We start from the raw sequence: 19,978 nt of genomic DNA, 5'->3' as shown, positions 1-19,978 counted from the left end.
ATACCCAGCAAAGTTCGTTACCATATACCCACCAGGGGTATATGTATCGACGCTACGGAGGACGCGATGACGACCACCGAGGCCGGCGCCACGACACCCTCCGGAAGCGGAGCGCCGACGCCGACCACGCACGGCTACCACAAGCAGAAGGACGAGCACCTCAAGCGGCTGCGCCGGATCGAGGGCCAGATCCGGGGTTTGCAGCGCATGGTCGACGAGGACACCTACTGCATCGACATACTCACCCAGGTCTCCGCCTCCACCAAGGCCCTGCAGTCCTTCGCCCTGCAACTGCTCGAGGAGCACCTGCGGCACTGCGTCGCCACGGCGGCCGTCGAGAGTTCCGCCCAGGGGGCCGACAAGGGCGGCTCGGAGATCGACGCGAAGGTCGAGGAGGCCACCCAGGCCATCGCCCGCCTGCTGCGGACCTGACCGGGCCCGGCCCGGCCCGGCCTGGCCTGAATCAGCGGGCGTCGCCCTCCTCGCCCACGCGCAGCACCTCGTCGATGCTCTCCAGACTGAGCCGGTCCTCGGCGGCCGACGCCGCGATGATCAGCTCTCCGCACAGCTCGATCTCGGCGAGGGCCACGTGGTCCTGAACTGCCGTACCGCCGACCGGAGCCACGTGCATCACCTCTTCTCTGCCGTCACCGACTCTCTAGAGTAGGCAGCGGTCTACTCAACGCGCATGGCACGGACGGGCTAGTTCACAGGTTGGACAGAGCGGTTCCCTGACTAGTGCGTCGGCTGGTTCTCGGCGATCCGGCCCGCGTAGATGTCCGCGGGGCGCGGCAGCTTCACGTCCACCGGAGTGCCGAACCCGTACAGCAGAGTCGTCGAGGCGACCGCCACCGTGCTCTTGCCGCTGTCGTTGACGAAGCTGAACCGCTGCCGCAGCTTCCGGATCCGGCCCTGGTCGTCGAGGTACACGTCGAACGGGACCTCGGCGGTGGCGAACCCTTTTGCCGCGGACGCCAGGGCGGCCCTGTTGGCGGCGGACGCCGAGCGGGCGGCGGCCGCGAGGTCGGCGGTGCCGCGGTAGTGCCGGACCTCGGTCCCGGCGAGCTCGGTCTTCCCCACGTACGTCGCCGAGCGCGTGCCGCGCAGCAGCTCGGCCGCCGCGAACGGGTCGGTCGCGCCGCCGGTGACCAGGTTGCCGTCGGAGAGGGTCGCGGTCTCCACGCGGACCCATTTGTCGGCGGGCACCCCGGCGCCCCGGTTCTTCATGAACAGCGCGCCCGGGGCGAGGAGTTCGGTGATCGGGCGGTGCTCGGAGGCGCCGGCCGGGTCCTGCGGGAGGACGATCGTGAGCCTGCCGAGCTGCCGGTCGTAGTCGTAGACGCCCCTGCCGCGGATGGTGACCCGGGTGCCGCCGGTGGCCATCTCCATCGAGGTCGTCGCCTGGGAGGTGCCGGTGGCGCGCAGGGTGTCCGCCGCGCGCTTCAGGAGGGTGACCGGGGTGTCGCCGGGGGTGCCGCTGGCGCCCTCCGCCGTGGCGCCGCCGCAGCCGGTGGCGCATGCGCCGAGGCCGACCACGAGTCCTACGGTGACGGCCGTCTTTCCAGCGCGCCAGTGCTGCCGCCGTTTCATCGCCTGCCTACCCCCAGCCGGTACGTCCGTCACGGGTCCCGCGTCGTTCCGCTTAACGAGGGGTGGGTGGGGCCGTCACGCATACTTGGGCTTTGCCGAGCGTGGGTAACGTTGTCGGTGTGGCGCAGGAAGACGGTTCCGGGCGGGTCCTGCAAGGGACGGGACACGATGCGAGCACGGTGGAACAGGGGCGGTTCTGTTTCGCGCGGTGCACCTGTGGGTGGCGGGGGCCGGCGAGGAGAGCGAGAAGCCTGGCGCGGACCGATGCGGAGGGGCACCTGGCCGGGGGGTGAGTTGCGGTCGTGCGGTGACTGCGGGCCGGCGGGGGCTTGTCGCGCCCCGCGTCGGAGCCGCGGATCGACGCAGTCCCGCGCCCCTGGGAGGCTGCGCCCCCTGAGGCGCTTCCCTACGGCGTGTTGTGCAGCACGGCCAGCAACTCGTCCACCAGTTCGGCGTCTCTCGGCTGGGTCAGGCGGCGGCGGGCGTCCGGTGGGCGGAGCCACAGGATCCGGTCCACCTCGTGGTTCGGGGTGAAGTGGCCCTCCGCTGCCTCGCCGGCCCAGTAACGGACGTCCTTGGGGCGGCCGTTGGCGTAGTAGTGGACGGTGGACAGCTCGCTGCCGAGGACCGCTGTGCAGCCGGTCTCCTCGGCCACCTCGCGCAGCGCGCCGGTGCCCGCGTCCTCGCCGCGCTTGAGCTTGCCCTTGGGGTGCGACCAGTCGTCGTACTTGGGGCGGTGGACGAGGCAGATCTCCAGGTCGCCGTCGACGGGCGAGCGGCGCCACAGGACGCAGCCCGCCGCCTGCACCGGGGTGTCGCTCACACTGCCTCCACCGGCTGCTTCTGCCACGCCTGCTGGAACGCGAACCGGGCCGCCTCCACCTCGTGCCGCTGGTCGGCGTGGAGGACACCGAGGGCGTAGGCCGTCGCGGGGGCGATGCGCGGGGTGCGGGCCGCCGCGGCGGCCGCGGCGGCGGCTTCCGAGGCGTCCCGGTGCCGGTTCAGGGCCTGGCCGGCCGCGAGCAGCCGTACGTCCACCGGCGCGCCCTCGCCGGACACCACCTCGCGGGCGTAGCGGTGCAGGCGCAGCAGGAGGCGGACCTGGTGCCAGGGGCCGTCCTGGGGGTGCGGGGCCGGGTCCGGCGACAGGCCGTGGACCAGGGCCTCGGCGTTGTAGGGGTGGCCCGCGGTGACCAGGGGGAGCGCGGCGATGGCGTCGGTGAGGCGTTCCTCGGCCGCCGCCGCCTGCGGGCGCAGGTCGGTGGTGGGCGCCGCGGCCGTCAGCGGGACCTCGCTGGCCAGCACCGCGACCTTGTCGGCGACCGCGTGGAAGCGGGAGGAGCCGAGCGCCTGGAGGGCGGTGGAGTGGGCGCGGGTGCGGGCGAGGGTGAGCTGGCGGTCCAGGAGGGCGCCCGCCTTGGCCGCGCCGACGGTGAGGTTGCCGCGCTCGGTCCCCGCCTCCGAGGTGGCCTGGGCGGGCAGGGCCGTGGAGCCGGAGAGGCGGTGCAGCGCGAGCAACAGGCGCTCCAGTCTGCCCTCGTAGGCGTGCTCAAGGCCCAGCGTGCCCGACAGCCAGGCCAGTTCGGGGCGGATCTCCTCGGACCAGTCGGTGTCGAGGAGTGGTCGGAAGGTGTGCAGGCTGCCGCTGATGCGCCGGGCGGAGCGGCGCAGCGCGCGGGCCGCGTCGACGGACTCCGCCGTCGCGCTCGCCGTCCCGGTCTCCCGGTGCAGGCGCAGCGCGCGGAGGAACTCCGTGGCCTGGGTGCGCAGGTAGCCCGCGAGGGCGTCACCCGTGGGGGCACCTCCCGCTCGTGCGGAGCCGAGAGCGGGGGACACCCGGGCCGTCGGGTCCGTCGGTTCAAGGTGTTGCTGTGCCACGCCGGCGCCTCCGGGCGTCTATGAGCATCTCCTGGATGTTGCGCAGCGGCTGTCCGTCGGCGTCGGTCGCGTGCCGGGTCCATTCGCCGTCCGGGCCCAGGTGCCAGGAGGAGGTGGAGTCGGACATACCGCTTTCGAGGAACCGGTTGAGCGCGGCTCGATGGGCCGGATCGGTGACCCGGACCAGGGCCTCTATCCGCCGGTCGAGGTTGCGGTGCATCATGTCGGCGCTGCCTATCCACACCTCGGGCTCGCCGCCGTTGCCGAAGGCGAAGACCCGGGAGTGCTCCAGGAAGCGGCCGAGGACCGAGCGGACCCGGATGTTCTCCGACAGGCCCGTGACGCCCGGCCGTATCGCGCAGATGCCGCGCACCCAGACGTCGACCGGCACGCCCGCCATGGACGCGCGGTACAGGGCGTCGATGACCGCCTCGTCGACCATCGAGTTGACCTTGATGCGGACGAACGCGGGGCGCCCGGCCTTGTGGTGCTGGATTTCCTTCTCGATGCGCGCGACCAGTCCGTCGCGCAGCGACTTGGGGGCCACCAGCAGGCGGCGGTACGTCTCCCGGCGGGAGTAGCCGGAGAGGCGGTTGAACAGGTCGGACAGGTCGGCGCCCACCTGCGGGTCGGCGGTGAGCAGGCCGAGGTCCTCGTACAGGCGCGCGGTCTTGGGGTGGTAGTTGCCGGTGCCGACGTGGCTGTAACGCCGTAGCGTCTCGCCCTCCTGGCGGACCACCAGGGACAGCTTGCAGTGGGTCTTCAGACCGACCAGGCCGTACACCACATGGCAGCCGGCCTCTTCCAGGCGCTTGGCCCACTTGATGTTGGCGTGCTCGTCGAAGCGGGCCTTGATCTCGACCAGGACGAGGACCTGCTTGCCGGCCTCGGCTGCGTCGATGAGCGCGTTGACGATCGGGGAGTCGCCGGAGGTGCGGTACAGGGTCTGCTTGATCGCCAGCACGTCCGGGTCCTCGGCGGCCTGCTCGATGAAGGCCTGTACCGAGGTGGAGAAGCTGTCGTACGGGTGGTGCAGCAGCACGTCCCGCTCGCGCAGCGCGGCGAAGATGTCGGGCGCGGACGCGGACTCCACCTCGGCGAGGTCCCGGTGGGTGCCGGCGATGAACTTGCGGTACTTCAGCTCCGGCCGGTCCAGGCCGGCGATGCGGAACAGGCCGGTCAGGTCGAGCGGTCCGGGCAGCGGGTAGACCTCGGCCTCGCCGATCTTCAGCTCGCGCACCAGCAGGTCGAGCACCTCGCGGTCGATGGACTCCTCGACCTCCAGGCGCACCGGCGGCCCGAAGCGGCGCCGCATGAGCTCCTTCTCCAGGGCCTGGAGCAGGTTCTCCGCGTCGTCCTCCTCGACCTCCAGGTCCTCGTTCCTCGTCAGCCGGAAGGCGTGGTGCTCCACGACCTCCATGCCCGGGAACAGCTCCTCCAGGTGGGCGGCGATGACGTCCTCGATCGGGACGTACCGGCCCGGGGAGCTCTCCAGGAAGCGGGACAGCGACGGCGGCACCTTGACCCGGGCGAAGTGCTTGTGGCCGCTGACCGGGTTGCGTACCACCACGGCCAGGTTCAGGGAGAGGCCGGAGATGTACGGGAAGGGGTGCGCCGGGTCGACGGCCAGCGGGGTCAGGACCGGGAAGATCTGGTGCCTGAAGAGCGTGAAGAGCCGCGCCTGCTCCTTGTCCGTGAGCTCGGCCCAGCGGACCAGGTGGATGCCCTCCTCCGCGAGCGCGGGGGCGACGTCCTCGTGGTAGCAGGCGGCGTGCCGGGCCATCAGCTCACGGGAGCGGGCCCAGATCATCTCCAGCACCTCGCGCGGCTGTAGCCCGGAGGCGGACCGGGTGGCCACACCGGTGGCTATCCGGCGCTTCAGGCCGGCCACCCGGACCATGAAGAACTCGTCCAGGTTGCTCGCGAAGATCGCCAGGAAGTTCGCTCGCTCCAGCAGCGGGGTGTTCGGGTCCTCGGCGAGTTCCAGCACCCGCTCGTTGAACGCGAGCCAGCTGCGCTCCCGGTCGAGGAAGCGCCCCTGGGGCAGCTGGCCCCCGTCGGCCTGCGACTCCTCGTACCCGTCGAGGTCGGCGTCGATGTCGGGTTCCAGGTCGGAGACCGCGGCGGCCACGGTGTGCGGCCGGTGCGCGGCGATGGAGCCCACGGAGGGCTGGGCGGGCGGGACCTCGGCTGCCTGGGCGTTCTGCTGACTCATGACCCCATTCTTCCGCGCCCGGGCCGTCACAGGCGCGTCGGAACGCGCGGGTGGGAGCCGGACGACCCCGTTTCCCGTGACCCCGTCGGGGGGCGGCGAAGGCTCTGGCACGGCGGGCTTCATTGGCTGAGCGTCGCAAGTCCGTCTGAACCAACGGTTACGAAGACATGGCGTGCGGGATAGCGGGGAGCGGCTCGCGGACGTCTGTGGTCGGCCCGCGCGGGCGCGGCGGATCACGAAAGTGACGATCCTGTACGACCTTCCCACCGGCACCGTACGTCCTTCCCCCGTCCGGGGGACGCGCGGGGCAGAAGGTTCCTCAGCGGGTCCGGCGGCGCAGGAGGGAGAACGCGCCGGCCGTGGCCGCGGCGGCCGCCGCGAGCACCATCGCGGTGGCGAGGAGGTGCACGGCCCAGAAGCCGTGCAGCGGCCCGCGCAGCGGCTGCCACGCCTCGCGCAGGTACAGCCTGATCACGAGCGTCGCGACGGCGGCCGCGCCGAGCGCCGGGAGGGTGCGGCCGAGCGCGATCCCGGCGAGGGCGCCGACGGCGAGGCCGAGCAGGAGCAGGGCCGGCAGCAGCGGGCCGCACGGGATGAAGACCCGGTCGTAGGTCCAGTTGCTCACCAGCCAGTTCCGGTCGGAGGTCCATGTCCGGCCGAAGACCAGCGCCAGCAGCCCGCCCCCCGCGGCCAGCGGTACGGCGGCCGCGACCAGCTTCCCGGCCAGCCACCGGGCCGGGGACACGGACTGGGTCCAGGCGAGCTTGGCGGTGCCGGACTCCAGCTCGCGGCCGGTCAGCGAGGCGCCCGCCCAGGCGGCGACGGCGACACAGGCGTAGCTGAGGGTCTCGCCGAGGAAGTTGAAGACGTTTTCGGCGTCGGTGAGCGCCGAGTAGCCGCACGCGGGCAGCTGGCCCGAGGCGGAGAAGTGGAAGCCCTGGCAGGCCCGCTCGGCCGGTACCTCCGAGAAGTGCAGCCAGAGCAGCCAGCCCGCCACGAGCAGCACGAACGCGGCCCAGCTGAGCAGCGCCGGGCGGTGCAGCCGGCGCAGGGAGCGGTGCGGGGCCGCTGGAGCGGCGGACGGGACGGTCATGCGGGGGACTCCGTGCGGTGCTTGAGAAGGCGGAAGGAGAGGAGGGTGGCGAGGACGGCGAGGGTGAGGACGATCGCGGTCTCGGTGAGGTGGAGGGGCCAGTAGTGGGAGGCGGGGTGGTAGGCGGCGAAGCGGCCGTGGGAGTCCGAGCCCTCGTTCACCAGCCAGGTGCTGTCGGGGAGGTCGAAGGCGTGGGGTCCGGTGCGGGTGAGGGCGGGCCACAGGTAGGGGCGGTAGTACGTCAGCACGCTCTTGAGCAGCCACATCGCCCCGGCGGCGGTCCCGAGCGCGGCCAGCGCGCGGCGCAGCCACAGCGCGGTGAGGGTGCCGACGGCGAGCGCGCACAGGGCGTACGCCACGAGCAGCGGGCCGCGGGCCGTGAACGCGATGTCCCAGGTCCAGTTCTCCCAGGACAGGTCCGGGTGGGCGGCGAAGGCCCAGCGGAACACCAGGCTCAGGACCGTGCCGCCGACGGTGACCGCGAGTGCGGGCAGCGCCAGCTTGGCAGCCAGCCAGCGGACCGGGGTGACGCCCTGTGTCCACGCCAACTGCGCGGTCCCCGACTCCAGTTCCCGGCCGATGAGGGCGCCGCCCGCGAAGGCGGCGACGCCGACGAAGCCGTAGCCGATCAGGTTGCCGGCCCAGCTCAGCTGCACCGGGTAGCCGAACCCGTCGACGCAGACGTCGTAGCAGGGCAGGCCCTTCCGGTCCGGGTCGTTCGCGGTGACCTTCGTCAGCCACGCCAGCCAGCCGCTCACGCCCACCACGAACACGGTCCAGGTCAGCAGGGCCGGCCGGTGCAGTCGCAGCACGGTCCGGGGCAGTCCGCCGACGGCCGGGGGCAGGGCGCTCATCGGGTGGCCGCCCTGCCGGTCCGGCGGCGCAGCAGCAGGAAGCAGGCGAGGGTCAGCAGGGCCGCGACGGTGAGGAGGAGGGCGGTGGCGGTGAGCTGGAGCGGCCAGTAGTGGGAGTACGGGTGGTATGTGACATGGTACTGAGCCGCGTCCCCGCCCTGGCTCACCGTCCAGGAGCCGGCCGGGGAGGTGGGATAGCCATGCCCGCTGCGGCCCAGCGTGGGCCACAGATGGGGCAGCAGCAGCTGGGACGCGCCCCAGATCGCGCCCGTGAGCAGCGTGCCGAAGGCCAGCGCGGGCAGCGTCCGCCGCCACAGCAGCCCCGCCAGCGCGCCCGCCGCGAGCCCGGCCAGGGACAGGGCGCCGAGGGTGGGGCCGCCGGTGAGGAACGTCCCGACGTCGTACCACTCCTTGGCGCTGTGGATCCGGCCCCGGCCCGCGGCCCAGGCGAGATGGTGCAGCCAGGCCAGCAGGCCGGTCCCCGCCGTGACGAGGACGGCCGGGGTGGCCAGCCGCACGGACAGCCAGCGGACCGGGGTGCTGGACTGGGCCCAGGACAGCTCGGCGGTGCCGGACTCCAGCTCCTTGCCGAGGAGCGCGCCGCCCGCCCAGGCGGCGGTGAGGAAGGGCACCGCGGCCGCGGCCAGGGTGGCGTAGTTGTACCAGTCCTTGTAGCGCAGGATCGCGCTCTGGTCGTACCGGCACGCGGTGGTGAACCCGCAGCTGTCGAACTGGCGCCAGCCCTCGGCGGCCGCGTCCGCGAACGGGCCGTGCAGCAGGAGCAGCAGGACGGTGCCGAGCAGGACGAGGGCCGTCCAGACGTACAGCGCGGGGCGGTGCAGGCGCAGCACCCAGCGGGTCAGGTGCGGCCTGGCCGGGGCGGCGGGCGCGGGTACGGACAGGGCGGTCACGCGACGGCCTCCTCGGCCGGGGCCAGGGCCGGGGCCCCGGGGTTGCGGAGGTGGCCGAGGACCAGTTCCTCCAGGGAGGGGGTGTCGGTGCGCCAGTCGTCGGGCAGCGGTCCGGCCGGGCGGATCAGGGCGCTGAGCCGGCGGCCGGCGGTGCGGGACTCGACGACGGTGTGCGGGGCGAGGTCGGCGCCGGCGCCGGCGGTGACCCGGGTGTGGGCGGCCAGCAGGTCGTCGATCTCGCCGGCCAGCCGGACCCGGCCGCCGCCGATCAGCAGCAGGTGGTCGCAGGAGTCCTCCAGCTCGGCCACCACGTGCGAGGACATCGCGATGGTGGTGCCGTGCTGGGCGGCCTGCACCATCAGCACGCCCATCAGCTCGTGCCGGGCGAGCGGGTCGAGGTCGGCCATCGGCTCGTCGAGGAGGAGCAGTCCGGGCCGCTTGCCGAGGGCGAGCGCGAGCGCGACCCGGGTGCGCTGGCCGCCGGAGAGGGCGCGGACCCGGGACTTCGGGTTCAGGTCGCCGGCGGCCACGATCTGCTCGGCGGCGGCCGCGTCCCAGTGCTCCGGGTTGAGGTCGGCGCCCATCTGCAGGGTCTCGGCGACCGTGAGCTGCGGGTAGAGCGGCTTGTCCTGGGCGACGTAGCCGATCCGGGTGCGGGCCTGGGCGGGGGTGGTGCCGAGGACGGTCAGCTCGCCCTCGGTGGCGCCCAGCAGACCGGCGGCGAGGGCGAGGAGCGTGGACTTGCCCGCCCCGTTGGGGCCGACGACGGCACAGACCCGCCCGGCGGGCAGCCGGAAGGTGCAGTCGCGCAGCGCCCAGCCTCCGCGTCGGCCGAACCGCTTGCCGAGCGCGGACGCCGCTATCGCGGTGTCGGTCATGAACTCTCTCCTTGGAAGTGCTTTTCGAGTACGGCGGTGAAGAGTGCGGCCACGTCCTCGCGGTCCAGGCCGGCCGCGCGGGCCCGGGCGGCCCAGTCCTCCAGCTCCCCGTGCAGGGGCGACTCGGCCGTCGGGGCGGCGCCCAGGGCACGCTTCACGAACGTGCCGAGCCCGCGGCGGGCCTCGACCAGGCCCTCGCGCTCCAGCTCCCGGTAGGCCTTCAGGACCGTGTTGGGGTTGATGGCGGTGGCCTCGACCACCTCGCGGGCGGTGGGCAGTCTGTCTCCCGGCCGCAGGTGACCCAGGCGGAGGGCCTGCTTGGTCTGCTGGACGATCTGGACGTAGGTGGCGACGCCGGAGCGCCGGTCGATGCGGTACTCGACCACCCGTACAACCACCCTTTCACTAATTGAGTAGTGAAAGGGTGGTGCAGGATCGTTCGGAAAGTCAAGGCCGGTTCCGTGAACCGATCGGCAGGGCCCGTGCGATGAGGAGACGTGAGCGGAACGAGAAGCGACGGGGAGCTGCTGCGGGCCATAGCCGCGGACTCGGACCGGCGCGCCTTCGAGGAGCTGTACCGGCGGTACGCGCCCTGGCTGACCGCGCGGCTGCGCGGCCGGTGCGCGGATCCGGCGGTCGTCGACGACGTCGTGCAGGAGACGTTCCTCGCGGTGTGGCGGGGAAGTGCCGCCCGCTACCGGGAGACCACCGAGAACGGTGCGAACGCCGACGCGGCCGGGTGGCTGTGGCGGATCGGCTCGCGGCGGCTGGTCGACGCGGTGCGCGGCGACGGGGCCCGGGGCCGGCTGCGGCAGGCGCTGGCCCGGCTGCGGCACCGGGACGAGGACTCGGCGGAGGAACGCGTGCTCGCGGGGGTGGAGCACGGGGACCTCGCCGGGGCCCTGGTCCGGCTCTCGCCCGAACTGCGGGCGGTGCTCCAGGCGACGGTGATCGACGGGCTGACCACCCGGGAGGCGGCGGTGCTGCTCGGCATCCCGCCGGGGACGGTCAAGACCCGCGCGCTGCGGGCGCGCAAGCGGCTGCGGGAGGAGCTGGCATGACCTGGCATGTGTCCGAAGAAGATCTGCGGGCCTACGCGCGCGGCGAGTTGGCGGCGCCGCTGCTGTGGTCGGCCGACACCCACGTCGGCTCCTGCGCGGACTGCCGTGCGGTGCTCGCGGCGGTGTCCGACCCGGTCGCGCTGGACGTCGGCTGGGAGCGCCTGGACGCCGAACTGGACGCGCCGCGGCCGGGGCCGGGCGAACGGCTCCTGGTCCGTCTGGGGGTCGCCGCGCACACCGCACGGCTGCTCACCGCGACCCCCGTGCTGCGCCGCTCCTGGCTGGCGTCGGTGACGTTCGTGCTGGCGGCGACGGTGCTCGTGGTCCACGCGGTGGACGCCCCGGCCCTGTTCCTGGCCCTCGCCCCGCTGCTCCCGCTCGCCGCGGTGGCCCTGTCGTACGGACCGGTCCTCGACCCGACGCACGAGATCGCCGCGGTCGCCCCGACGCACGGCTTCCGGCTGCTGATGATCCGCACGGTGGCCGCGCTGACCGCCTCCCTCGGCCTCAACGGCCTGGCCGCGCTGGCCCTTCCCGGCTACGGCCTGCTCGCCTTCGGCTGGCTGCTGCCCGCCCTGGCGCTCACCGCGGCCGGCCTCGCCCTCTCCGCCCGGCTGGGCCCGCTGCTCGGTCCCGGACTCGTCGGCGGGGCGTGGATCGCCCTGATGGCGGTGGCGGCACTGCATCCGGCGCACACGCCGGCCGCCTTCACCACGGCCGGGCAGTCGGTGGCCGCCGCGCTCGCCGCCCTGGCGACGCTCCTGCTGCACCAGGTGCGCGACCGCTTCGACGCCAAGCCCTGCTGACCGACCGACTGATCGTCTGACCGACCGATCACTGGAGTCCTACGTGAACACCACTGTCTCCGCCGCCGGCCTCACCGTGCGCTACGGCGGCGCCCCGGCGCTCGACGGCGTCGACCTGTCCCTGACGGACGGCGTCACCGGCCTGCTCGGGCCCAACGGGGCCGGGAAGACCACCCTGTTGAAGGTCCTCGCCACCGCCGTACCGCCGGACGGCGGCGCCTTCACGGTGTACGGCGCGGACCCGGCCACCCCGGCCGGCCGGCTCGCGGTCCGCCGCATGCTCGGCTACCTCCCGCAGACCCCCGGCTTCCATCCGGACTTCACGGCCTTCGAGTTCGTGGACTACGTCGCCGTCCTCAAGGAGCTCACCGGCCGCGGCGGCCGCCATCGCGAGGTGCGGCGCGTCCTCGACCAGGTCGGCCTGGCCGACGTGCGCGGCAGGCGGATCAAGCGGCTGTCCGGCGGGATGCGGCAGCGGGTCGCGCTGGCCGCCGCGCTCGTCGGCGACCCCAGGTTCCTCGTGCTGGACGAGCCGACGGTCGGACTCGACCCCGAACAGCGCATGCGGTTCCGGGAGCTGATCGCCGAGGCCGGTGAGGGCCGCACGGTGGTGCTGTCCACCCACCAGACCGAGGACGTGGCGATGCTCTGCAACCGGGTGATCGTGCTGGCCGACGGCCGGGTCCGCTTCGACGGCACGCCGGCCGGGCTGACCGCCCGCGCGGCCGGACGCGTGTGGAGCAGCACGGAACGCGCCCCGGGCGCCCGGGCGGGCTGGCGCACCGGCACCGGCGCCTTCCGCAACGTCGGCGACCCGCCCACCGGAGCCGACCTGCTCGAACCCACCCTGGAGGACGGCTACCTGCTGGTCCTCGACGAGAACCCGGCGAAGGGCACGAAGGGCACGAAGGGCACGGAGGACACGGGGGTGGCGGCATGACGACCGTACTCGTGAAGAACCCGGAGACGGCCGGGCCCGCGGACCACCAGCGCGAGCGCGGCACCGCGACCGCGTCCGTCTTCGCCCTGGCCGCGTTCGAGGCCCGCCAGCTCCTGCTGCAGATCCCGGTGCTGGTCTTCGGCCTGGTGTATCTCGCCTACGTCGGGTACGGCCTGTTCGGGCGGGACGAGGGCATGGACGCGTATCCCGTCCTGCACGACGTGGACCGCTCCACCCAGGGCGGCCCGGAGCTGTTCGCCGTCGCCCTGCTGGTCTGCGCGCACCGGGCGGCGCTGCTCGACCGGCGGCGGGGCCTTGAGGAGCAGTTCGGGGTGCTGGCCATGCCGCCCGCGCGCCGGACGCTGGCCCACGCCCTGTCGGTCGTGCCCTTCGCGCTCGGCGTGGCCCTGGTGGTCGACCTCCAGTTCGCCTGGGCGGCGCTGCGGCCGGGCGCGGTGGGCCACGGCTCGGTCTTCGAACTGGCGGTGGCCCCGCTGGCCGTCCTGCTGGCCGGCGCGGTCGGCGTGCTGCTGGCCCGGGTCCTGCCCCACCCGGCGGCCCCGCTGTTCCTGCTGCTCGCGACCGGGGTGGTCACCAGCCTGCTGTCCGACGGCTCGGGCACGCGCGGCGTGGACTGGCTGTGGCCGGCGGTGGCGGAGAACGGCGGCACCCCGGTCCCCGGGGAACTGCTGGGCCGGCCGGCGGGCTGGCACGCGCTGTACCTGCTGGGGTTCACCGTGCTGGCGGTGTGCGTGGCGATGTGGGTGGCCGGCAGCCGGGCGCGGGTCCTGAAGGCGGCGACCGCCGTGGCCCTGGCGGCGGCGGTGGCGGGCGTGGCCGGTCAGGCACCGCGGGATTCCGCCGCTCTGCAGGCCGCCCGGAAGGCGGAGGCGGACCACCCGGCGAAGTTCCAGACGTGCGTCGAGCGGGCCGGCTCCCGCTACTGCGCGTACCCGGACTGGACGGGCTGGACGGTCGACTGGGCCGGAGTCGTCCACCGCGTCCAGTCCGAGGCGGGCGGCGACGCGGCCACGACCCGCCTCACCATCCGCCAGCGCATCGAGGAGATCACCGACCTGACCACGGACGCCACCCTCCCGACGAGCTCCGCCCCCGGCACGGTCACCGTCGGCACCCAGTGGGGCGGCAACCGGGTCCCCGAGTTCGCGGTCGGGGTCGCCCGGGTCCTGGTCGCGGGCAGCGAACAGGCCTCCCAGGAGATGTGCGACGCCCGCGTGGTGACGACGATGTGGCTGGCCCTGGCCACCGACCCCACCCCCACCGCCACCTTCCGCCACCTGCGCATCGACGACAGCCTCAAGGGCTCGGCCGCGGTCCTCACCCCGGACGGCGGCAGCATGTCCGTCTCGGCCCCTCAGACGCAGGTCGTACGTGAACTGCTCCGCGAGCCGCACGACACGGTGGCGGCCCGTGTGAAGGCCCACTGGCAGCAGCTGGTCTCCCCGCACACGACGACGGCCGACGCGGCCCGCCTGCTCGGCGTGAAGGTGCCGAAGGGGCCGGACGACTGCCTGGCGGGCTGAGCCCCGGGGCTCAGAGCGGCCGGTGCGGGGCCGGGTCCTCACGTCTCCGTGCGGTACATCAGGTCCGTCTCGTGGGTCGTGAAGCCCAGCCGTTCGTAGACCGCGACCGCCGCCGCGTTGTCGGCGTCGACGTACAGCATCGCCGTCGGCAGGCCGCGGTCGGCCAGGTGGCGCAGGCCGATGGTGGTGAGGGACTTGCCGAGGCCGCCGCCCTGTGCGCCGGGGGAGACACCGAGGACGTAGACCTCGCCGAGGCGTTCCGCGTCGTGGACCTTCGTCCAGTGGAAGCCGAGGAGTTCGCCGGCGCGTTCGGCGAGGAAGAAGCCGGCCGGGTCGAACCAGGGCTGGGCCTTGCGGTCGTCCAGGTCGCGCTGGGTGAGCGAGCCCTGTTCCGGGTGGTGGGCGAAGGCGGCGGCGTTGACGGCGAGCCAGGCCGCGTCGTCCTGGCCGGGCACGAAGGCGCGGACGGTGACGCCGTCGGGCAGCTTCGGGTCCGGCAGGTCCAGGTCCGTCAACGAGCGGCGCATCTGGCGCAGTTCGCGGAACAGGGTGAGGCCGAGGACCTGCGCCAGGTGGCGGGCCGCCGAGTGGCCGCCGTGCGCCCACACCCGCAGCCGCTTGCCGGACGCGGCCAGCAGGGCGGAGCCGAGCGCGCGGCCGTGGCCGTGGCCCCGGTGGTCCGGGTGGACGACCAGTTCCGCGGCCGGCGCCTCCACCGGGTCGGTGTCCTCCAGCTGGGCGTAGCCGACGAGTTCGCCGTCGGTGGAGAGGAGCAGATGGGAGACGCCCTCCCGGGCGCCGCCGCCGAGCTGGAGGCGGCCCTGCTCGGACACCGGCTGCTGGCCGTCGGTCCGCGCGGCCTCCGCCAGCAGCTCCCGTACGGCCTCGGCCTGATCCGGGGTGAGCGCGGAGTAGGTGTCGATGGAGCGGGAGCCCATGGGCGGCCGTGCGGTGTCGTCGCTGGTCATGCGTACGAGGGTACGGGGCCGGATCGGCAATGCGGGGGCACCCGGGAAAGGTAAAGGGCAGGGCAACCGGCAACCAAGATGTAACCAGGAACCCCCTGTTGCGCTACGCGCGTTGACCCTAGGCTGCGCCGGACCGGGCCACTTCTCAGCAGACCCACAGGGGGGTTCCATGGAAGCGAAGTCCAGACCGTCCGGACGGCGTTCGTACGCGCTGCTCGCGTCGGCCGCCGGGCTCGCCACCGTCGCGGCACTGGCGAGCGCGCTGCCCGCCGACGCGCACTCCGGCAAGGGCCACGGACCCAGCCGTTACCAGGACGTCCAGCTGCTCTCCTTCAACGATCTGCACGGCAACCTGGAGCCGCCGTCCGGCTCCTCCGGGCGGGTCACCGAGACCCAGGCCGACGGGACGACGAAGACCGTCGACGCCGGTGGTGTCGAGTACCTCGCGACCCATCTCCGTCAGGCCCGCAAGGGGCACCGGTACTCCGTCACCGCAGCCGGCGGCGACATGGTCGGCGCCTCCCCGCTGATCTCCGGGCTCTTCCACGACGAGCCGACCATCGAGGCGCTCAACAAGCTCGACCTGGACGTGACGACGGTCGGCAACCACGAGTTCGACGAGGGCGCCGGGGAACTGGCCCGCCTCCAGAACGGCGGCTGCCACCCGACCGACGGCTGCTACACCGACAAGAAGTTCAAGGGCGCCGACTTCCCCTACCTGGCGGCCAACGTCCTCGACGAGAAGACGGGCAAGCCGATCCTCAAGCCCTACTGGGTGTGGAAGAAGAAGGACGTCAGGATCGGCTTCATCGGCGTCACCCTGGAGGGCACGCCCGGCATCGTCTCCGCCGACGGCGTCAAGGGCCTGGCCTTCAAGGACGAGGTCGAGACCATCAACAAGTACGCCAAGGTGCTCCAGCGCCAGGGCGTCCAGTCGATCGTGGCGCTGGTCCACGAGGGCGGTTTCCCGAGCTCGTCGTCGTACAACTACGACTGCGACTCGCCGGGCGCCGGGGACGGCATCTCCGGCCCCGTCGTGGACATCGCGAAGAACGTGACCCCGGCCGTGGACGCGCTGGTCACCGGCCACACCCACACCGCGTACGTGTGCACGGTCGACGACCCGGCCGGCAACCCCCGCATGGTCACCTCGGCCGCCTCCTTCGGCCGCCTCTACACCGACACCACCCTCACGTACGACCGCTACACCGGCGACATCGCGCGTACGGCGGTGAAGTCGGCGAACCACGTGGTCACCCGGGACGTCGCCAAGGCGCCCGACATGACCGGGCTGATCGGCAGGTGGAACACCCTCGCCGCCCCGATCGGCAACCGCGCCATCGGCTACATCTCCGCCGACGTCAACAACACCGGCACCGAGTCCGCGATGGGCGACCTGATCGCCGACGCCCAGTTCGCGTACGGCAGGGAGCTGGACCCGGAGACCGACCTGGCGCTGATGAACCCGGGCGGGGTGCGGGCCGGGCTGACGTACGCGGCCAAGGGGAGCGAGGGCGACGGCGTCGTCACGTACGCCGAGGGCTTCACCGTGCAGCCGTTCGCCAACACCGTGAACCTCCAGGACTTCACCGGCGCGCAGCTCATCCAGGTGCTCAAGGAGCAGGTGAGCGGCGCGAACGCGGCCGCCCCGAAGATCCTGCAACCGTCCAGGGGGCTCACCTACACCCTGGACCTGACGAAGACCGGCGCGGACCGTGTCGTCACCGATTCCGTGAAGCTGAACGGCACGGCCGTCGACCCGGCCGCCACCTACCGCGTCGCCACCAACTCCTTCCTCGCGGGCGGCGGCGACGGCTTCACCACCCTCGGCCAGGGCACCGGCGACCTCGTCGGCACCGACGACCTCTCGGCCCTCGCCCAGTACCTGACGGCCAACTCCTCGGCGACCGCCCCGCTCGCCCCGCCGGCCACGAACCGGATCACGATCGTGCAGTAGGCACCCGTCTCAGCCCCACCCGAGGGCCCGGTACGCAGCCGTGCGTACCGGGCCCTTTCTGCTGGATAAAACCTATGTGAGACCGTGTCCGGTTCCAAGTTGCTTCTGAAAATTTCTCTCAGTCGCAATTCATCGAGGTCTCACTGGAAATGGCTTTTTCCGGCTCCCGGGTCCCGTAATGTTTTCCATGTCGAAAGCGAACGGCGCGGACGACAGAACGAAGGAGAAGGACATGAGCTTCCACAAGATCGTCCCCGTCAAGAAGCACCGCAAGCCCGCTCCGGCCCCGAAGAAGCCCGCGCCGAAGAAGTCGGAGCCGAAGCGCCGCCCGGTCGGCGACGAGCGTTGACAAAGCATTTACAGAAGTAATTCAAATCAATTCACAGGTTGCTGTGGCGGGTCAGTAGAAAAACTGTTGCAGAACCACGACACAAGTCACCGCGAGAGGAACGGCATCATGAGCTTCCACAAGATCGTCCCCGTCAAGAAGCACCGCAAGCCGGCCCCGGCCCCGAAGAAGCCCGCGCCGAAGAAGCCGGAGCCGAAGCGCCCCGTCGGCGACCAGCGCTGAGGCACGCCGCGAGGCGGGGTCACCGGTGTCGCGTGCTCGCGCCGGTGGCCCCGCCTCGGCCATGTCCGCCCCCGTGGCCCGCCTCGACACCCCTGAAGGGAGTTACCGACCATGAGAGAAGCCCGTGCGGCCTTCCGCCGCTTCTGGCCGCTGACCCGCGGCGACCGCAGGTGGCTGTGGCTGATCATCGCGTGTGTCGTGGTGTCCGCGCTCGCCGAGACCGCCGCGATCCTGCTCTTCGCCGACCTCACCGACAACGCCCTCAAGGCCGGTTCGCTCGCCGCCTTCTGGGGCCCGGCCGGCGCCTGGCTGGGCGTCGCCGCACTCGGCGCCCTCGTCGGCTACCTCGGCAACTCACTGGCCACCTGGACCGCCGAGAGATTCGTCCTGCGCCTGCGTGCCAAGGTCTTCCGGCACGTCCAGGACCTGCCCCCGCACTTCTTCCAGCGGCACCGCCAGGGCGACCTGGTGGAACGCCTCACCGGTGACGTCGAGGCCATCGAGCAGATGGTCGTGTCCGGTGTCGTCGGCACCGTCGCCGCCGCCTTCTCCGCCGTCTTCTACGCGGCCGCCGCCTGCTGGCTGCGCTGGGACCTGGCGCTGGCCACCTTCGTCCTCGCGCCCCTGTTCCTGTTCGCCGCCCGCCGCTTCTCCGGCCGGATCAGGGCCGCCTCCCAGGACGAGCGGGTCGCCGACGGCGCGATCACCTCCGTGGTGGAGGAGTCCCTCGGCAACGTCGTCCTCACCCAGGCGTACAACCGCCGCCGGGACGAGGAGAGGCGCCTCGACGCCGAGGCCCGCGCCTGGATGCGGGCGAGCGTGCGCGGGGCCCGGCTCAGCGAGATGTACGCGCAGTTCGTCGAGGTCGTGGAGACCGTGTGCGTGCTGTCCGTCATCGGCCTGGGCGTCTGGGAGATCTCCGCCGGCCGCATGACCCTTGGCCAACTCCTCGCCTTCGCGGCCTTCCTCGGTTACCTCTACCCGCCGATCCGCAACCTCGGCCAGCTCGGCCTCACCCTCACCGCGGCCATCGCGGGCGCGGAGCGCATCGGCGAGATCCTGGACGCCGAGCCCGCCGTCACCGACCCCGACCGGCCCGTCGGCCCCTGGCCGGTGCGCGGCTGGGTCAGCTTCCACAACGTCTCCTTCCGCTACCCGGAGTCCCGCCGCGCCTCCCTGCGCGACGTCGACTTCGCGGCGGGCCCCGGCGAACTGGTCCTGGTCACCGGCAAGAGCGGCGCCGGCAAGTCCACCCTCTCCAAGCTCCTCACCCGCTTCTACGACCCCTCGGCCGGCGTGATCTGCCTGGACGGCGTCCCGCTCGGCGACGTACCCCTGGAGTTCCTCCGCGAGAACGTCGCCCTGCTCCCGCAGCAGACGCTGATCCTCAACGGCACGGTCCGCGAGAACATCGGCTGCGGCCGACCCGGCGCGACGGACGACGAGATCGAGCAGGCCGCGCGGGACGCGGCGGCCCACGACTTCATCGTCGCGCTCCCCGAGGGCTACGACACCCACATCGCCCCCGGCACGGCCGCCCTCTCCGGCGGCCAGCTCCAGCGGATCGCCATCGCCCGCGCGATGCTCCGCGCGGCCCCGGTCCTCGTCCTCGACGAGCCGACGGCGGGCCTGGACGCGATCGCCGCCCGCCAGGTCGTCGCCCCCCTGCGCAGGCTCATGGCGGGCCGGACCACCATCATGATCACGCACGACCTCACCCTCGCCCCCGACGCCGACCGCGTCCTGGTCGTCGACCGCGGCCGCCTGGTGGAGGCCGGCACCCACGCCGAACTCCTCGCCCGCGACGGTGCCTACGCCGCCCTGGCCCATCCGCTCCCCGAGGCCATCACGGCGGAACCGGCACCGGCCCCCGACGAGACGATGATCCTCAGGTGGTAGCGGCCGTCCGCACCGCGGACTACGGCTGCCGGGCCGGGGAGCGGGGCGGGTGGGCGCTCCAGTACCACCGCAGTACGGCGCCCAGGGCGACGCCGCAGGCCGGCGGCACGCACCCGATCAGCAGGAGGGGGTGGTCCGCCCAGCCCGTCAGCACCAGCGCCAGGGAGACCACGGTCATCACCACGATCATCACGACGCCGCCGTACACCCCCCACGTCCACGCCTTGCGCCGCGCGGCCCCGTGCAGGATCCGCTCCTCGACGTCCGGGCGCCGCTCCCAGGTGAGGCTGCGGTGCGGGGCGGCGGCCAGGCACAGCTCCGTGACCTCGGCGTAGGGGTCGTCCAGCTGCCAGTCGTTGAGGTGCGGGAGCAGGAAGCGGCGGCCCTGGAAGTCGTACAGATAGGTGAGCCACCGGGGAGCCGCCTGCCCCGAACCGGGCGGGGCGGGCTCGACCCGGATGTCGTAGACCTCGGACCAGGACCAGGTACGGGTCCGCAGCGGTCCCTGCGCGGTGATCCCGGCGGAGGTGACCCGGGTGCGGGCCCGGTACTGCTCCAGCAGGATCCGCACCAGCGTCACGGCCATCAGCAGCCCGATGAGCGGCGGCGCCCACCGGAAATCGCTCTCGTCGCGGTCGGTCGCGAGGCGGCCGCTCTGGACGAGCGCGTTCACCAACACCACGCCCAGCAGCCCGAGATGCGGCCACGGCAGCTTCCGCCGCTTCCGGTACTCCCGTTCGACGCCGCCCTCGTCCACGTCCCGAGCCCCTCCCCAGGCGCACCGAACGGGTGCGCGACTGAGGAGAGGATAAG

Annotated in this window: 19 protein-coding genes; 7 read left to right on the top strand and 12 right to left on the bottom strand. The window is 72.9% G+C overall.

The window, feature by feature from the left end; genetic code table 11:
• The first annotated feature begins 66 nt into the window (after positions 1-66).
• Positions 67-432, top strand: a complete 366-nt coding sequence (locus AB0P24_RS08915) for a metal-sensitive transcriptional regulator (RefSeq protein ID WP_365791670.1) — start codon at positions 67-69, stop codon at positions 430-432.
• 31 nt (positions 433-463) lie between these two features.
• On the opposite strand, the gene AB0P24_RS08910 is transcribed toward AB0P24_RS08915, so the two are convergent.
• From AB0P24_RS08910 to AB0P24_RS08865, 10 genes are all read right to left on the bottom strand, one after another.
• On the bottom strand, positions 464-631 hold the full coding sequence (locus AB0P24_RS08910) for a hypothetical protein (protein WP_365791668.1): 168 nt from the start codon (positions 629-631) through the stop codon (positions 464-466).
• A 104-nt stretch (positions 632-735) separates the two neighbouring features.
• A complete protein-coding gene (locus tag AB0P24_RS08905) occupies positions 736-1,590 on the bottom strand; it encodes a hypothetical protein (RefSeq protein ID WP_365791666.1) in 855 nt (284 codons plus the stop codon).
• Positions 1,591-1,996: 406 nt separating this feature from the next.
• Positions 1,997-2,413, bottom strand: coding sequence for an NUDIX hydrolase (locus AB0P24_RS08900; protein ID WP_365791664.1), 417 nt, complete (start codon positions 2,411-2,413; stop codon positions 1,997-1,999).
• Positions 2,410-3,468, bottom strand: a complete 1,059-nt coding sequence (locus tag AB0P24_RS08895; RefSeq protein ID WP_365791662.1) for a CHAD domain-containing protein — start codon at positions 3,466-3,468, stop codon at positions 2,410-2,412. The genes AB0P24_RS08900 and AB0P24_RS08895 overlap by 4 nt, the downstream gene beginning before the upstream one ends.
• Positions 3,449-5,806: an RNA degradosome polyphosphate kinase gene (locus tag AB0P24_RS08890; protein ID WP_365791660.1), complete on the bottom strand. Its 2,358-nt coding sequence runs from the start codon at positions 5,804-5,806 to the stop codon at positions 3,449-3,451. Before AB0P24_RS08890 ends, AB0P24_RS08895 begins: the two co-directional genes overlap by 20 nt.
• A 196-nt stretch (positions 5,807-6,002) precedes the next feature.
• Positions 6,003-6,776: a hypothetical protein gene (locus AB0P24_RS08885; protein ID WP_365791658.1), complete on the bottom strand. Its 774-nt coding sequence runs from the start codon at positions 6,774-6,776 to the stop codon at positions 6,003-6,005.
• Positions 6,773-7,630 carry a hypothetical protein gene (locus tag AB0P24_RS08880; RefSeq protein WP_365791656.1) on the bottom strand — a complete coding sequence of 286 codons (858 nt, stop codon included), beginning with the start codon at positions 7,628-7,630 and terminating at the stop codon, positions 6,773-6,775. The genes AB0P24_RS08885 and AB0P24_RS08880 overlap by 4 nt, the downstream gene beginning before the upstream one ends.
• The gene (locus AB0P24_RS08875) at positions 7,627-8,541 is read right to left on the bottom strand and encodes an ABC transporter permease (protein ID WP_365791654.1); all 915 of its coding nucleotides are present in this window, start codon (positions 8,539-8,541) and stop codon (positions 7,627-7,629) included. Before AB0P24_RS08875 ends, AB0P24_RS08880 begins: the two co-directional genes overlap by 4 nt.
• Positions 8,538-9,419, bottom strand: coding sequence for an ABC transporter ATP-binding protein (locus tag AB0P24_RS08870; RefSeq protein ID WP_365791652.1), 882 nt, complete (start codon positions 9,417-9,419; stop codon positions 8,538-8,540). Before AB0P24_RS08870 ends, AB0P24_RS08875 begins: the two co-directional genes overlap by 4 nt.
• Positions 9,416-9,805 carry a GntR family transcriptional regulator gene (locus AB0P24_RS08865; RefSeq protein ID WP_365791650.1) on the bottom strand — a complete coding sequence of 130 codons (390 nt, stop codon included), beginning with the start codon at positions 9,803-9,805 and terminating at the stop codon, positions 9,416-9,418. The genes AB0P24_RS08870 and AB0P24_RS08865 overlap by 4 nt, the downstream gene beginning before the upstream one ends.
• A 111-nt stretch (positions 9,806-9,916) precedes the next feature.
• On the opposite strand from AB0P24_RS08865, the gene AB0P24_RS08860 reads away from it, so the two are divergent.
• The 4 genes from AB0P24_RS08860 to AB0P24_RS08845 are packed head-to-tail and all read left to right on the top strand — an operon-like array spanning position 9,917 to position 13,770.
• Positions 9,917-10,480, top strand: a complete 564-nt coding sequence (locus AB0P24_RS08860; protein ID WP_365791648.1) for an RNA polymerase sigma factor — start codon at positions 9,917-9,919, stop codon at positions 10,478-10,480.
• On the top strand, positions 10,477-11,286 hold the full coding sequence (locus tag AB0P24_RS08855) for a zf-HC2 domain-containing protein (RefSeq protein ID WP_365791646.1): 810 nt from the start codon (positions 10,477-10,479) through the stop codon (positions 11,284-11,286). The genes AB0P24_RS08860 and AB0P24_RS08855 overlap by 4 nt, the downstream gene beginning before the upstream one ends.
• 43 nt (positions 11,287-11,329) lie before the next feature.
• Positions 11,330-12,226 carry an ABC transporter ATP-binding protein gene (locus AB0P24_RS08850; protein ID WP_365791644.1) on the top strand — a complete coding sequence of 299 codons (897 nt, stop codon included), beginning with the start codon at positions 11,330-11,332 and terminating at the stop codon, positions 12,224-12,226.
• Positions 12,223-13,770 (top strand): ABC transporter permease, encoded by a 1,548-nt coding sequence (locus tag AB0P24_RS08845; protein WP_365791642.1) that lies wholly within the window; start codon positions 12,223-12,225, stop codon positions 13,768-13,770. Before AB0P24_RS08850 ends, AB0P24_RS08845 begins: the two co-directional genes overlap by 4 nt.
• A gap of 38 nt (positions 13,771-13,808) precedes the next feature.
• Here AB0P24_RS08845 and mshD read toward each other — a convergent pair whose 3' ends face one another.
• A complete protein-coding gene (gene mshD / locus AB0P24_RS08840) occupies positions 13,809-14,738 on the bottom strand; it encodes a mycothiol synthase (RefSeq protein ID WP_365791640.1) in 930 nt (309 codons plus the stop codon).
• Between the two features lie 169 nt (positions 14,739-14,907).
• On the opposite strand from mshD, the gene AB0P24_RS08835 reads away from it, so the two are divergent.
• Complete coding sequence (locus AB0P24_RS08835) at positions 14,908-16,695, top strand: bifunctional metallophosphatase/5'-nucleotidase (RefSeq protein WP_365791638.1); 1,788 nt, start codon at positions 14,908-14,910, stop codon at positions 16,693-16,695.
• A 682-nt stretch (positions 16,696-17,377) separates the two neighbouring features.
• Entirely contained in the window at positions 17,378-19,165 is a 1,788-nt protein-coding gene (locus AB0P24_RS08830) for an ABC transporter ATP-binding protein (RefSeq protein WP_365791636.1), read from the top strand.
• A gap of 19 nt (positions 19,166-19,184) precedes the next feature.
• On the opposite strand, the gene AB0P24_RS08825 is transcribed toward AB0P24_RS08830, so the two are convergent.
• Positions 19,185-19,922, bottom strand: a complete 738-nt coding sequence (locus AB0P24_RS08825; protein WP_365791634.1) for a PH domain-containing protein — start codon at positions 19,920-19,922, stop codon at positions 19,185-19,187.
• Between the last annotated feature and the right edge of the window lie 56 nt (positions 19,923-19,978).

This window comes from Streptomyces sp. NPDC086519 (genome assembly GCF_040686075.1).
In the GTDB taxonomy this organism is placed as follows: Bacteria; Actinomycetota; Actinomycetes; order Streptomycetales; family Streptomycetaceae; genus Streptomyces; species Streptomyces shenzhenensis.
The sequence above is the reverse complement of the archived record's forward strand: the minus strand, read 5'-3'. Positions and strand labels throughout refer to the sequence as shown.

Excerpts from the sequence above, each read along its gene's own strand:
- AB0P24_RS08830 (WP_365791636.1), top strand. The coding sequence starts at position 17,378 with ATGAGAGAAGCCCGTGCGGCCTTCCGCCGCTTCTGGCCGCTGACCCGC.
- AB0P24_RS08880 (WP_365791656.1), bottom strand. The coding sequence starts at position 7,630 with ATGAGCGCCCTGCCCCCGGCCGTCGGCGGACTGCCCCGGACCGTGCTG.
- AB0P24_RS08855 (WP_365791646.1), top strand. The coding sequence starts at position 10,477 with ATGACCTGGCATGTGTCCGAAGAAGATCTGCGGGCCTACGCGCGCGGC.
- AB0P24_RS08890 (WP_365791660.1), bottom strand. The coding sequence starts at position 5,806 with ATGAAGCCCGCCGTGCCAGAGCCTTCGCCGCCCCCCGACGGGGTCACG.
- AB0P24_RS08915 (WP_365791670.1), top strand. The coding sequence starts at position 67 with ATGACGACCACCGAGGCCGGCGCCACGACACCCTCCGGAAGCGGAGCG.
- AB0P24_RS08845 (WP_365791642.1), top strand. The coding sequence starts at position 12,223 with ATGACGACCGTACTCGTGAAGAACCCGGAGACGGCCGGGCCCGCGGAC.
- AB0P24_RS08910 (WP_365791668.1), bottom strand. The coding sequence starts at position 631 with ATGCACGTGGCTCCGGTCGGCGGTACGGCAGTTCAGGACCACGTGGCC.
- AB0P24_RS08870 (WP_365791652.1), bottom strand. The coding sequence starts at position 9,419 with ATGACCGACACCGCGATAGCGGCGTCCGCGCTCGGCAAGCGGTTCGGC.
- AB0P24_RS08835 (WP_365791638.1), top strand. The coding sequence starts at position 14,908 with ATGGAAGCGAAGTCCAGACCGTCCGGACGGCGTTCGTACGCGCTGCTC.
- mshD (WP_365791640.1), bottom strand. The coding sequence starts at position 14,738 with ATGACCAGCGACGACACCGCACGGCCGCCCATGGGCTCCCGCTCCATC.
- AB0P24_RS08885 (WP_365791658.1), bottom strand. The coding sequence starts at position 6,776 with ATGACCGTCCCGTCCGCCGCTCCAGCGGCCCCGCACCGCTCCCTGCGC.
- AB0P24_RS08905 (WP_365791666.1), bottom strand. The coding sequence starts at position 1,590 with ATGAAACGGCGGCAGCACTGGCGCGCTGGAAAGACGGCCGTCACCGTA.